Here is a 13,397-nt window from a genome sequence, read left to right on the forward strand (position 1 = left end):
CGTTTGGTTACCACTGGTGGCTGTAGCTCACCGTCAGCGTAGTGCCAGGCGCCGGCAGGTGGCTGGTGTTGTTGTTGCTGCGCAGTAGCTGGCTGTAGAGCGGGTAGTAATCGCGGTTGAACAGGTTCTGGATGCCCAGGCTGACCTTGTCCGCTTCGCTCAGGCGGTAGTCGCTGATGAGGTCGACGGTGGTATAGCCGTCCACGTCGCGGCGGCCGAAGCTGGCCTGGCCATCGATGCGATAGTCCTTGCTGGCGAAGTACGTGGCCTGCAGACGGTTGCTCCAGGCTTCGCTGGGGTTGTACTGCACGTAGGCGGTCAGCTTCAGCGGCGGCACGCGGAAACCGGTCATGTCGCGCCACTCGCCATTGTCCGGCTTCTCGCGGCCCTTCATCCAGGTAAAGGTGCCGCCCAGGCCCCAGGTTTCCTCCAGGCTCAGCCAGTCCAGGCTACCCTCGACACCGTGGATGCGCTCCTCGGTGCGGGTCAGGATCAGGCCGTTGTTGAAGCTCTGCACGTCACCGAGTTTCGAGGTGGTGTAGAACAGCGCCAGCGCGCCCTGCGTCTGCTCGCCCAGCGCACCGCGCCAGCCCAGCTCGTAGTTGTTGGTCTTCACCGGCTCCAGTTCGGAAGAGTCGATGTCGAAACCGCTGCGCGCATTGCGCAGCTGTACACCGATGTCCGGCAACTGGAAGCCCTGGCTGAAAGCCGCATAGATTTCCTGGCCGGCCAGCGGCGAATAGACCACACCGAGGTTGCCGAGCACGTCGTCATAACGCACCTTGCCGCCACTGACGGTCGCCGGGTTGGCATTGCGAATCTCTGACAACGGCACGAAGTCATCGAACTCGGCGGTGGCGTACTCGTAGCGCAGACCACCATCGACCGACCACTGCTCGTTGATGCGATGACGCAGCTGAGCGAAGGCGCCGGTACTGATGGTGGTCAGCTCGGGCATGTAGGTGAGCTTGCCGATCTTCTCAAAATCCCGACCGCCGCTGGCGTCGTAGCGCGCAGCGTCGAAGATGTCGAGCGGCATGTCGCTGCGCTCGTGGTTGAAGTCGCCACCCCAGACCAGCTCGGTGTTCTCGCCCAGCGGTGTGCTCAGGGTGAAGCGACTGCCGAGAATCTCGCTGTTCTGCATCACCTGATCGACGAAGCGCCCACGGGTGGCGACGCCACGTGCGTCGAAGGGGGTGAAGCGGGTGAAGTAGTCGCGATAGTAGAGCTGCGCGGACAGACGACTGCCGAGCAGATCGGCGTGGTCGTATTGGAGGTTGGCCAGGGTGTTCTTGATACGGTTCTGGGTATCCAGTTTCAGGCCTTTGAGCGGCTGCGCCGGCACGCTGCCGGCGGGCAGCGTGGCAACTGCAGGGTCGGCGGTGTAGTCGCTGTCCTGCTTGGCATCGGAATGGCTGAGGGCCAGTTGGATACGCTGATCCTCATCGATACGCAGGCCCAGTTTGCCGCCGATGTTGAAGCTGTTGGAGTCGAACAGGTCGCCCTGGCTCGGTTCGGGAGCGATGCGCTTGCCGTCCGCGTCGAACGAGCCACCGACATGGCGCACACCGAGGTCGAAGGCGTAGTCGACCTTCCCCTGCGCGCCGGACAGATGATGCTGCAGTTCACCGCCCAGGCTGTCGCTGTCCAGCTGGGTCAGCGAGGACGAGCCACGGAGGGTGGTTTCGGCCCGGCTCTCGCCACCGGCCGGACGGGTGGTGATGTTGACGATGCCGCCGGTGGCGCCGGCACCGTAGATCGCACTGCTGCCATGCACCACTTCGACCCGCTCGATCAGCGCCGGGTCGATGCTGGCAAGGTTGCGTGAGGAGTCGCGGTTGGTATTGAGCGGCACACCGTCGACCAGGATCAGCATGGTGCGCCCGCGCAGAGTCTGGCCATAGTCGGTGATGGTGCGGCTGGAATTGGACATGCCCGGCGTGACCTTGGCCAGCAAGGTGGCCAGGCTGTCGGAACCCTGACGCAACTGCTCGAGTTTTTCGCGTTCGATCACATCGACCTGGCGCACCTGTGGAACCAGGCTGCTGGAGGTACGCGTGGCGGTCACGTCCATCGCCCCCAGTTGCAGTGGCGCGGCACTCGGCGCCTGCGACAGCGCGGCCTCGCGAGAAACGATGATGAAGGTGTTCTCGCCCTGCTGGTGAACCTCCAGGCCACTGCCTTCGAGCAGGCGCTGCAGGGCCTCGCCGGTGCTGTAGCGACCACGCAGCTCACCGGCCTGCTTGTCGCTGGCGATGTCGCTGGAGAAAAGTATCTGCGCGGCAGACTGGCCGGCCAGGGCATTGAGCGACTGTTCGAGCGGCGCGGCAGGCAGGTCGAAATCGACTTCGTTGGCGGCCTGCACCATCGACGACAAGCCCAGCAGCAGGCTGCTGGCCAACAGGTTAAGGCGCAGTTTCGGGGTTCTCACGTGGGGGGCTCCGGGAATGAAAAGAGGGCGTTCCTGGAGATAGCCGCCGCTACGCGGGCAAAACCCTACCTCACGACGAAAATTATTTTTTGGCCTGACGCCGGCTCAGCGTCGGCACGCCATCGGGCCCCGTCGTCAGGTCCACTGGCAGGATCTTCGGCAACAGCGCCGGCAATCCCTCCAGGCGCGAGCGTTCGAAGCGGCCGGATACCGGTAGCTCAGCCAGGCTGGCGTCCGACAGATTGACGCGGATACCGGTATGGCGCTGCAGCGCATCGAGCACCTCACCCAGCGGTGTGCGCTCGAAAACCAGACGACCATCGACCCAGGCGGCGCTCGCCTCGGCATCGACCCGCGTGACCGTGCCAAGCTCACCGGCGCGTACCCGCACCTGCTCACCCAGGCTCAGCAGCAGCGTATCGCCGCGGCCGTGTACAGCCACCCTGCCCTCGCTCACCGTGACCTGCACCTCGTCGCCCAGTCGGCTGACGTTGTAGCGTGTGCCAACCACGACAATCCGCGTAGCACCGGCCTGGGTCAGGAATGGTCGGTAGCTCATCGGCGCAACCGCGAACAGCGCCTGGCCGGCCTGCAATTCCACACGGCGGCTACGCAGGTGCCAGCTCACCCGAATACGGCTGTCACCATCGAGCGTCACCTGGCTGCCATCAGCCAGGGCAATGGTCTGTACCTGCCCAGGAGCGCTGGCATGATCCTCGTTGCGATAGGCAGGGTCGAGCCAGATCAGGCCACCGGCCATAGCCAGCGCGGCGGCGAACAGCCCCACCGTGGAGCCCGGCGAGCGCCTGCTGCGCTTGACCGGCGCCGGCAGGGGAAAGCGCGCCTTGAGTGCCTCGCGGTGGCGAGCGATGGCGTCGTCGGCCGGGATGCGGTCGTCCTCGTGCGGCGGCTGACGGTTCACGGCGCTACCCGCTCCAACCAGGCCAGGCACTTGCTCATGCCCACGCGCAGGTGCTTTTCCACCGCCTTGAGGGAAATCCCTAGCTGTTCGGCTACCGCCTGCTGGGGCAACTCGTGGATCTTGTGCATGACGAACACCTGCTGGCAGCGCGGCGGCAATTCGGCAATCGCCGCACACAGACGATCCAGCTCATCGGCCGTTTCGAGACAGCGCTCCGGCCCCGGAGCGGCACTGGCTACCTCCGGCAACTGCGTCTGCTCGTCTACCCAGGCCTGCCGTCGCCGCTCGCTACGGTAATGACTGACGGCGCGGTCATGGGCGATCTTGCGCAGCAGCGCCAGTGGCACACGCACACCCTCCTTCTCCGGTGCTTCCAGCAACTGGACGCAAACGTCGTGGACCACCTCGCGTGCCGTCTGGCGATCGCCGAAGCGGCGACGCACCGAGTCGACCAGTTCGTCGTAATGACGAACCAGCGCGGCGAGCAGAGAGGTATTGGCGGAGGAATGGGACAAGGGAGCGCTTCGCTGCCAATTGGATGAGCGCGAATATAAGTGAGAATTCTTTTCAGTTAAAGCACTACAACAAGGATCGCTATCGGCTTGAGGCCAATGGCCTCGACCGACTATGGGGTGCCTCTAAAAACGTAAGCGAGGCAGTCAGCGCAAGGCAAAAACAAGCGAAAAAGCGGAGTTTACGAGTTGTAAATGAGCATTTTGAGCTTGTTTTTAACGCAGCGATGACAACGCAGGTAGTTTTTAGAGGCACCCTATGGTGGCCTGCATGCACAAGGAGCCCTGCCATGAAAGCCACGCTTCGCCCGGCCACCGTAGCCGATATCCACACGCTATTCGACATTCGCACCAGCGTCGTTCAGAACCACCTTTCCCGCGAGCAGATGGCCGAACTCGGCATTACACCTGCTGCCTTGGCCGAGGCCATCGACCAGGCGCCGTGCGCCTGGATAGCTGAACTGGGCGGTGTTGCGGCAGGCTTCGCCATGGTCGATCTCGAAGCCGGCGAACTGTTCGCCTTGTTCGTTCGCCCGCAAGCCGAAGGCCATGGCCTCGGTCGCCTGTTGCTGGGTGCGGCGGAGACTGCGCTATTCCAGCATCACGAGTCGATCTGGCTGATCACCGATGGCCATGAAAGCATCCGCGCCAATGGTTTCTACCGCCGGTATGGCTGGGAACTGGCGGACGCCGTCGACGAGCGCGACATGCGTTACGAGAAACGCCGAAGCTGAACATTCAGGCGGTATCTCGCTCAGGAAGAAGGGCCGCAACACCTGGTGTTGCGGCCCTTCTCGTAAATTTGACTACCCAGGTGGTAATGGCCAGCCCGGCACCTAAGGTCGCTCCGTCTCACGCAGTTGCAGACTCAGGCCGTCGCAGCTGGCCGACCACTGCTGCAGCCAATCGGGTAACGCCGGTGACTGCTCGTCCAGACCAAGCTCACGGGCGAATTCGGCAGGCGCCACATTCCCCTTCGGCCCACGGAACAACCCGCGCATGACCACCACGGCGATGACCCGCTGATCCTTTACGAAGCGGTGCTCGACGAAGCTCCACTTGTCATCCCAGCCCAACATGCGTGTGTGGATCTCGAAACGCTCGAACAGCTTCAGTTCACGGCGGAACTTGCCGCACACATCACCGACGATGGGCAGCGCACGGTGGCGCAGAGCCACGCGAAAGGCGCCGCTGCGCAGCACGTAATCCATGCGTCCGACATCGGCCAGGGTGAAGTAGCGACCATTGGTGACGTGCCGGTTGAAATCCAGATCCAGCGGCCACACCCGCAGGCGCACCACGGTGGTGGCCAGTCCCGGCACCGGCCGGCGCCAGGGACGGCGCAGCAACATCAGCAAAAGGCGAAACCAGAGGTTCATGCGACAAACACCCGTTTGAATGAAGGGGCGCACTCTAGGCGGCGCGCCTGGAGTAAGGTAGATGCAGAAATGACCAATACCATGCTGATTACGCAATGGAGCATTCATGCACGTCACCTTGCTGCTGGCTGACTACAGCTCGCTGGCCAGCGCTGCCCTGGCTCTGGAAGTACTCGACGCCGCCAATCGTTTTGCCCTGCCGGCCCCAGCGCCCTTCACCCTCAGCGTGGCCTCGCTGGACGGGCAGCCGGCGGCCAGCGCCCTTGGCCGCAGCATGCCGGTGGACGTGGCGCTGGAGGCGGTGAAGAAAACCGACCTAGTGCTGATCCCCGGCTTTCTCTTCAGCCTGCGCGAGGCGCTGCCGACGTTCGAACGCCATGCCGGCTGGCTGCGCCGTCAGCATGAGCAGGGGGCGGTGATCGCCTCGATGTGCACGGCCACCTTCATGCTGGCCGAGGCGGGCCTGCTCGACGGTGTAGAAGCCACCACCCACTGGGCTTTCGCCGACCTGCTGCGGCGTCGCTACCCGCAAGCCCGCGTGGACGAGCGGCGCATCCTTTGCGAGGACAACCGAGTGATCACCAGCGCCGGGGCGAGCGCGGCGATGGATTTGCTGCTGCACCTGATTCGCCACTTCGCCTCGCGCGAACTGGCGCAGCAATGCAGCCGCTACCTGCTGATCGACAATGTGCGCAGCGAGCAGTCCGTCTACATCAGCTGGTCGCTGCCGCGCAGCCATGGCGACGAAGCGATCCTGCGCGTGCAGGACTGGATGGCGGCCCACTTCGCCGAGCCGTGCAACATCGACGAGTTGGCCACGCGCTTCGGCTTCGGCGTGCGCAACTTCAAGCGTCGCTTCAAGGATGCCACCGGCCTTCCGCCGCTGGCCTATCTGCAGGGCTTGCGCCTGGAGAAGGCCAAGGAGTTGCTGGAAACCACACGCCTGAGCGTCGAGACGATCACCAGCCGGGTGGGCTACGAGGACAGCAACTCGTTCCGCCGCCTGTTCTGCCAGCGTGTCGGCGTTTCTCCAACTGCCTTTCGCAAGCGTTTCCTGCGCATGCCGGCAGGCCTTCAGGCGGATGATTGACACTCTGCGTGTTGCCCCTCGCCCATCGTCTGGGTGAGGTCGCAGAAGCGATCAAACGCTTTATCGTTCCCCAAATAGAACGCTAGAGGCAATTTTCGCAGTCTAGTCGGAAAAGGGTCTCGAATTTAATCTTTCTTCCATGCAGTGACGCACTGCTGAACGAAAACCCACTCACCGGCACAGCCGGCACATTGAAAACAATTCGAGGACTTCACCATGACCAACGCCACCTACAACCGCCTGGACAAAGACAACGCCGTCGTACTGCTGGTCGACCACCAGGCTGGCCTGCTCTCGCTGGTTCGCGACATCGAGCCGGACAAGTTCAAGAACAACGTGCTGGCGCTGGCTGATCTGGCCAAGTTCTTCAACCTGCCGACCATCCTCACCACCAGCTTCGAAACCGGCCCCAACGGCCCGCTGGTTCCCGAGCTGAAGGAAATGTTCCCGGACGCGCCGTACATCGCCCGCCCTGGCCAGATCAACGCCTGGGACAACGAAGACTTCGTCAAGGCGATCAAGGCCACCGGCAAGAAGCAGCTGATCATCGCCGGCGTGGTGACCGAAGTCTGCGTGGCGTTTCCGGCCCTGTCGGCCATCGAGGAAGGCTTCGACGTGTTCGTGGTCACCGATGCCTCCGGCACCTTCAACCAGATCACCCGCGACTCGGCGTGGCAGCGCATGACCCAGGCCGGCGCGCAACTGATGAACTGGTTCGCCGTTGCCTGCGAGCTGCACCGCGACTGGCGCAACGACGTGGAAGGCCTGGCCAAGATCTGCACCGATCACATCCCGGACTACCGCAACCTGATGACCAGCTACAACGCGCTGACCGCTGGTAAGTGATCCACGCCTGAAACCGAACCGGAGCCTGCAAAGGCTCCGGTTTCTTTGCGCAAGAGAAAAGCTCGACTCGCCCGTGCTGGTCGACATCCGCGGCGAGCCTTGCGGCTGCCTGTCAGCCGAGTCTTTGACCGGCCGGCAGCGCCCGATCCACCAGCACCTGCAGCCGTCCGCGCGAGCAACGTTCGACGCGCGCCTCGACGCCGTAGACCTCGGCCAGCAGATGCGGCGTCAGCACCTCGTCGGGCGTGCCGCTGGCATGGATACGGCCGGCGCGCATCACCACCAGCTGGTCGGCGCAACTGGCCGCCAGGTTGATGTCATGCAGCACCGCCACCGCCAGCAATTGGTGCTCGCGCACCAGGTCGCGCACGCAATCCATCACCCGCAACTGGTAATGCAGATCGAGCGCGCTGGTCGGCTCGTCGAGCAGCAGCACCCGCGGGCGCCGCGCGATCAACTGCGCCAGCGAGACCAGTTGCCGCTGCCCACCGGAAAGACCATCGAGCGAATGCTCGGCCAGATCCTCGATGCCGATGCGCGCCAGGGCGTCGAAGGCACGCGCCAGCACCTCACCCTCCTCGCTCACCCGCAGCGCCGCCAGCACGCTTTCCAGCACGCCGAGGGCGATGCCCGGCGGCAATTGCTGCGGCATGTAGGCCAGAGTACGAGCACGCTCGCCGCCGCCGATGCGCGTCAGATCCTGGCCGCCGAGAGTAAGGCTGCCTTGCATGCGCTCCAGCCCGGCCAGCGCCCGCAGCAAGGTGGACTTGCCAGCCCCGTTGGGGCCGACCAGCGCCACCAGGCCGCCCGGCTGCAGCTCGGGCAGCGACAGCCCGTGGAGAATCTGTCGGCGCCCATAGGCCACCGCGATGTTTTCCGCCCTGAGGGTCACAGGCGCCTCCCACGGCGGAACACCAGCGCGACGAACACCGGCACGCCAACCAGCGCGGTGACGATGCCCACCGGCACGATCACCCCCGGCAGGATCAGCTTGCTGGCGATGGACGACAGCGACAGCAGCAAGGCGCCGACCAGGGCGCTGGCCGGCAGCAGGAAGCGTTGATCCTCGCCCACCAGCAGGCGCGCCATATGCGGGCCGACCAGGCCGACGAAACCGATGGTGCCGACGAAGGCCACCGCAGTCGCCGCCAGCAGACTGATGCGCAGCAACGAAGCGTAACGCAGGCGGCGCACGTCGACGCCGAAGCTGCGTGCGCGGTCCTCGCCCATGCGCAGCAGGGTCATGCCCGGCGCGGCGCGCAAGGAGAACGGCAGCAGCACGGCGAGCACCGCGGCGAGGATGCCGAGCTTCTCCCAGTTGGCCCGAGCCAGGCTGCCCAGCGTCCAGAACACCAGTTGCTGCAGCACGTCCTCGGTGGCCAGCAGTTGCAGCAGCGACACCAGCGCATTGCAGCTGAACACCAGAGCGATACCGAACAGCACCAGGCTCTCCACCCCGGCGCCACGCAGGCGCGACATGGCCTGCAACAGCAGCACCGACAGGCAGGCGAAGACGAACGCCGCCACCGTCACCTGGCCGCTCGGCGCCAGCCAGTCGATGGCCAGCGGATAGGCGATGGCCAGCGAGGCGCCGAGCGCCGCTGCCGAGGACACGCCCAGGGTGAAGGGGCTGGCCAGCGGGTTGTCGAGGATCGCCTGCATCTCGGCGCCGGCCAACGCCAGCGCGGCGCCGACCAGCACCGCCATCAGCGCGTAGGGCAGGCGCACGTTCCAGATGATCACGCGCTCGGTGGCGCTCAGCGCGCCGGGGTCGAGAATGCCGGCCAACAACTGACCAAGGCCCATGCCGGAGGCGCCGCTGGCCAGGTCGGCCAGTACGCTGACCAGCAACAGGCCGACCAGCAGCAACACCAGCAGACCGCGCCGCAGCAACAGGCGCCGGTAGCTCAGCGCGGCCGCCTCCAGCGCCGGCGCGCCGGCACTTTGCAGATAGGCATTCACGGCGTTGCGTCGATCCAGTAGTGGCCATCCAGGCCAACGGCAAGGAAGCGGTTGATCTCGGCCTGGGTCGCGCGCGGGTCGAGGTCGGCGAAGCGCTCGGGATGAATCCAGCGCGCCATGCTCTCGATCGCCAGGATGTTGAACGGCGAGTTGTAGAAGTCATGCCACAGAGCATGGGCTTGGCCATCACGGATCGGCCGCAGCGGCGCGAACTCGGGGCGCGCGGTGATCTTCGCCAGACTATCGCGGGCGGTCTTCTCGTCCACGCCGGCACCGAGCAGCACGCCCGGGTTACGGTTGCCGGTGGCGATGTAGACGTCCGGGTCGGCGGTCAGCACATACTCCACGCTGACGTCACCGATCGCGCCCGGCACCACGCCGGCGGCGATGTTGCGTCCGCCGACTGCTTCGACCACGCCGCCCAGGCCGCTCTTGCCGGTGGTGTGGCCCGGCGCCTGCCAGACGCCAGCCAGCAGCTCGAGAAACACCTTGGGCCGCTGCGCATCCGGCAGGTCGGCCACCGCCTCGGTGACGCGCGCCAGGTGGCGCTCATAGAAGCTCAGATATTCCTGCGCCTCGCGCTCGCGGCCGAGCAGTTTGCCCAGCGCTTCGAGGCTGACGCGGGTGTTCTTGATCGGGTGCACACGAAAATCGATGAACAGCACCGGTATGCCCGCTGCGGCAAGCAGGTCGGCGACCGGGCTGTGCTGGGTCGGGCCTTCACCGGCGATGCTGAACACCGCCAGGTCCGGCTTGAGGGCGAGGATCTGTTCGGCGCTGACGCTCTGCTCCGAGGCCTGGCCGATCAGCGGAATCTGGGCGATGCCCGGGTACTGCTCGGCATACACCTCGTAGGTGTGCGGGTCGAGCAGGCGCATGTCGTTCTGCCAACCGACCACGCGCTGGAACGGTGCCTCGCGGTCGAGCAGCGCCAGGGCGAAGAACAAGCGCCCTTCGCCCAGCACCACGCGCTTGGGCTCGGCCGGCACTTCGACCTTGCGCCCGAGCACGTCGGTGACTTCCACGGCATGGGCGGAGCCTACCAGGGCCAGCAGCAACAGGGGCAGCGCGAGTACGCGCCGCAGCGGGGAGATATTCACGGCAATGACCTCGAATGGATTCAGGTGTCGCTCCAGCGGCGGAGCAGGTTGTGATAGACGCCGGTGAGTTCCAGCAGTGATTGGTCGTCGGCGCCCTGGGCAGTCAGGCGCTGGATGGCCACGTCCATGTCCAGCAGCATCTGCCGCTGGCTGTCCTCGCGCACCAGGCTCTCGATCCAGAAGAACGAGGCCAGGCGCTCGCCACGGGTGACCGCCTCGACCCGGTGCAGGCTGCTGCCGGGATAGAGCACCAAATGCCCGGCCGGCAGCTTGACGCGCTGCTCGCCGAAGGTGTCGCGGATCACCAGTTCGCCGCCGTCGTAGCTGGCCGGATCGGCCAGGAACAGGGTCGCAGACAGGTCGGTGCGTACGCGTTCGCGCACGCTCTTGATACCGCGGATGGCGTTGTCGACATGGAAGCCGAACGCCTCGCCAGCGCCATAACGATTGAACAGCGGCGGGTAGATGCGCTTGGGCAAGGCGGCGGACATGAACAGCGCGTTGTCCGACAGCCGCCGCAGGATCAGCTCGCCGAGCTGGCGGGCCAGCGGGTTGTCCTCGTCCAGCTGGCGGTTGGCCTTGACTTGCGCCGACTGCACGCCGGCGGTGGCCTTGCCCTCGACCCAGGGTTGCGCCAGCAGTTGCCGACGCACCTCGTCCAGTTCCGCGGCGCTGAGCAGCGCTTCGATCTCGATCAGCATCAGAAGCTGTAATCCACGCTGGCGGTGACGGTACGCCCGGCGCCCGGCACGCCATACAGCTGGAAGCCATCGAGCGAGGCGCTGATGCGGCTGTAGTAGAACTTGTTGAACAGGTTGTCGACGTTGAGATTGACCGTAGTGTTCGAATCGACCTGATAACGTGCCGCGACGCTGTGCAGCCAGTAGCTCGGCGCCTTTTCATGGTCACGGGTGTAGATAGCGGCCACCCCGGACGGACCATCGGCGTAGCTGCTGTTGTTGTTCAGGCCGCCCACGTACTTGTTGTCGCTATAGCGACGGCGACCGACATAGTTGGCGCCGTAGCTCAGACTCAGGTCGTCGCTGAGGTCGTAGGTGGTCCACAGGTTGGCGGTCAGGTCGGGGACGTTCTTGGCCTCCTCGCCCTTGTTGGCGCCCTTGGTCTGGCGGCTCTTCATCGCCGCGAAGCCGGCGTAGGCGCTCCACTTCGAGGTCAGCTCGCCCTGCAGGCCCAGCTCGACGCCGTCGACGCGTTTGGCCGGCAGCGCACGTACCGGCGAGGCCTCGCCTTCGCTGTATTCCCAGCTGTTCTCCAGTTCGGTGCGGAAGATCGCAGCGGTCAGGCCCAGGCGCTTGTCGAGCAGCTCCCACTTGGTGCCCAGTTCGTAGGTGCTGGCCTTGGCCGGCTCGTAGTTTGCCGTGCTCGCTGCGCCGTAGACTTGGTTGTTGGTGGTGGCGCCGATGGCCGACGGCTGCGCCGACTGGCTGTAGGACAGGTAGATGCTGCCGTTGTGCGCCGGCTTGAACACCAGCCCGGCGCGGCCGCCGAAGGTGTCGTCGCGACGACTGGTTTCGTTGCCGCCGTTCTCGGTGCTGACCTTCCAGCGGTCATAGCGCAGCGACAGCAGCAGCTGCCATTGCGGACTGAAGGTCAGGGTATCGGAGACGTACAGGCCGGCGTTCTTCACCTCGGTGGCCGGGTCCCCGTAGCCCTTGCGCTCGTAGGTGGAGGCGAAGTGATGGGCCGGATCGGTCATGTCGAAGAACATCGCGCCGTCCGGCACCTTCATGCTCTTGTGCAGGCCGGCGTAGGTTTCCTTGTACAGCTCGACGCCGGTGACCGCCTGGTGGCCGATGCCGCCAGTGGCGAAGTCGAAGCTCAGGTCGGTCTGGTTGTCGATGATCGAATAGCGCTTGGACAGGCCGAAGTCGCTGCCGCGCAGGTAGCCATAGCGGGTGTCACCGCTGTTGGCGTAGTCGGTATAGGCATTGACGCCATTGACCGAGCTGACCGGGCCGACGCCCACGTAGCCGAGGCTGGCACAGCGCGTGCCGGTGCAGTTGCGGCTGCCATCGGCGTTGGCGGCGACGAAGCGCGCCGGCGAGAGCACCGCCCAGTTGTCGGTCTGCTGCCAGCGCAGCTGGTTGCGCAGCGTGGTGCTGTCGTCGAAGTCATGCTCGAACAGACCGGTCAGCGAGCGCGTCTCGGTCTGCTGGGTGTACAGGCTCGAATCGCCGTACCAGGCATCGCGCGATACGCCGGGCATGCGCTTGCCATTGCTGCCACGCTGGATCGGCACGCCGCCGTCCGGGGTGTTTTCGTCCTTCTGGTAGAAGGCATCGAGCCACAGGCGAGTTTCGGTGCCCAGGCCAAAGCCGAAGGACGTGGCCAGGCCCCAGCGGTCGTAGTCGACTTCGTCGCGCTCGGCCACCGCGTTGCCGTGCTTCATCAGGTTGATGCGCACCGCGCTGGTGTCGTTGATCTCGCGATTGATGTCCGCGGTCAGGCGCTTGTAGTTGTCGCTGCCGATGCCCGCCGACAGCTTGCCGTCGTCGCCGAGGTGGGCGCGCTTGCTGACCAGGTTGACGCTGCCGCCGATGGCCGAGACGCCGGACTCCACCGAGCCGGTGCCCTTGTAGACTTCGGCCTGCTCCAGGTTGAAGGTGTCGGTGCGGCTGGACATGCCGGAATCACGCACGCCATCGACGGTCAGGCTCTGCTCCGAGGAGAAGCCGCGGATGGAGAACAGGTCGCCCCAGCCCAGGTTGCCCTCGCCGGACATGAAGGTGATGCCCGGCACGTTGCGCAGCACGTCCTGCAGGGTCTGCGCGTTCTGCTCGTCGAGCACCTCGCGCGGCACCACGTTGACGCTCTGCGGCGCGTCGAGCAGCGGCACGGCGATCTTCGCCGAAGAAGCCCGGTCGGTCTTGTAGGGCACGTTCTGGCCGGTCACCTGGGTGGCGGGCAATTGCACCGCGCTATCATCGGCCAGCGTCGGCAGCGTGCAGGCGCCGAGCATCAGGCCGAACGCCGGAGCCAGGGTTTTCGACAGACTCGAGGGGACTGCGGGAAGCACTTGGGACATCGATATTCCTTAAATACAATCAGTCGCATTTGTATTCGAAGGATTCTATCGATTGCGCCCCAGCCCCCTGGCTGTCGAGATGTATCGGCGATCGTATGACCTGCGCGCC

At 65.2% G+C, this 13,397-nt stretch carries 12 protein-coding genes; 3 read left to right on the forward strand and 9 right to left on the reverse strand.

All coding sequences use genetic code 11. The features are described from left to right. Positions 1–7: 7 nt before the first annotated feature. The 3 genes from P3C50_RS09800 to P3C50_RS09810 form a co-directional block, all read right to left on the reverse strand. Entirely contained in the window at positions 8–2,431 is a 2,424-nt protein-coding gene (locus P3C50_RS09800; protein ID WP_275545864.1) for a TonB-dependent receptor, read from the reverse strand. Between the two features lie 82 nt (positions 2,432–2,513). Then, positions 2,514–3,353, reverse strand: a complete 840-nt coding sequence (locus P3C50_RS09805; protein WP_275545865.1) for a FecR family protein — start codon at positions 3,351–3,353, stop codon at positions 2,514–2,516. Further along, on the reverse strand, positions 3,350–3,868 hold the full coding sequence (locus P3C50_RS09810) for an RNA polymerase sigma factor (RefSeq protein ID WP_275545866.1): 519 nt from the start codon (positions 3,866–3,868) through the stop codon (positions 3,350–3,352). Before P3C50_RS09810 ends, P3C50_RS09805 begins: the two co-directional genes overlap by 4 nt. Before the next feature lie 287 nt (positions 3,869–4,155). On the opposite strand from P3C50_RS09810, the gene P3C50_RS09815 reads away from it, so the two are divergent. Then, positions 4,156–4,599, forward strand: a complete 444-nt coding sequence (locus P3C50_RS09815) for a GNAT family N-acetyltransferase (RefSeq protein ID WP_275545867.1) — start codon at positions 4,156–4,158, stop codon at positions 4,597–4,599. A 102-nt stretch (positions 4,600–4,701) separates the two neighbouring features. Here P3C50_RS09815 and P3C50_RS09820 read toward each other — a convergent pair whose 3' ends face one another. After that, a complete protein-coding gene (locus P3C50_RS09820; RefSeq protein ID WP_275545868.1) occupies positions 4,702–5,244 on the reverse strand; it encodes a thioesterase family protein in 543 nt (180 codons plus the stop codon). A gap of 106 nt (positions 5,245–5,350) precedes the next feature. Here P3C50_RS09820 and P3C50_RS09825 point away from each other — a divergent pair, with 106 nt between their 5' ends. Further along, positions 5,351–6,334, forward strand: coding sequence for a GlxA family transcriptional regulator (locus P3C50_RS09825; RefSeq protein WP_275545869.1), 984 nt, complete (start codon positions 5,351–5,353; stop codon positions 6,332–6,334). Between the two features lie 216 nt (positions 6,335–6,550). Then, positions 6,551–7,180: an isochorismate family cysteine hydrolase YcaC gene (gene ycaC, locus P3C50_RS09830; RefSeq protein WP_183892921.1), complete on the forward strand. Its 630-nt coding sequence runs from the start codon at positions 6,551–6,553 to the stop codon at positions 7,178–7,180. A 112-nt stretch (positions 7,181–7,292) separates the two neighbouring features. On the opposite strand, the gene P3C50_RS09835 is transcribed toward ycaC, so the two are convergent. The 5 genes from P3C50_RS09835 to P3C50_RS09855 are packed head-to-tail and all read right to left on the reverse strand — an operon-like array spanning position 7,293 to position 13,288. After that, a complete protein-coding gene (locus tag P3C50_RS09835) occupies positions 7,293–8,072 on the reverse strand; it encodes an ABC transporter ATP-binding protein (protein WP_275545870.1) in 780 nt (259 codons plus the stop codon). After that, the gene (locus tag P3C50_RS09840; protein WP_197856215.1) at positions 8,069–9,142 is read right to left on the reverse strand and encodes a FecCD family ABC transporter permease; all 1,074 of its coding nucleotides are present in this window, start codon (positions 9,140–9,142) and stop codon (positions 8,069–8,071) included. Before P3C50_RS09840 ends, P3C50_RS09835 begins: the two co-directional genes overlap by 4 nt. Further along, the gene (locus P3C50_RS09845; RefSeq protein WP_197856216.1) at positions 9,139–10,242 is read right to left on the reverse strand and encodes an ABC transporter substrate-binding protein; all 1,104 of its coding nucleotides are present in this window, start codon (positions 10,240–10,242) and stop codon (positions 9,139–9,141) included. Before P3C50_RS09845 ends, P3C50_RS09840 begins: the two co-directional genes overlap by 4 nt. Positions 10,243–10,262: 20 nt before the next feature. Then, positions 10,263–10,943 (reverse strand): Fe2+-dependent dioxygenase, encoded by a 681-nt coding sequence (locus P3C50_RS09850; protein WP_275545871.1) that lies wholly within the window; start codon positions 10,941–10,943, stop codon positions 10,263–10,265. Further along, positions 10,943–13,288 (reverse strand): TonB-dependent receptor, encoded by a 2,346-nt coding sequence (locus tag P3C50_RS09855; protein WP_197856218.1) that lies wholly within the window; start codon positions 13,286–13,288, stop codon positions 10,943–10,945. The genes P3C50_RS09850 and P3C50_RS09855 overlap by 1 nt, the downstream gene beginning before the upstream one ends. Between the last annotated feature and the right edge of the window lie 109 nt (positions 13,289–13,397).

Origin of the sequence: Pseudomonas sp. Marseille-Q0931 (assembly GCF_940789645.1) — a bacterium.
Classification (GTDB): domain Bacteria; phylum Pseudomonadota; class Gammaproteobacteria; order Pseudomonadales; family Pseudomonadaceae; genus Aquipseudomonas.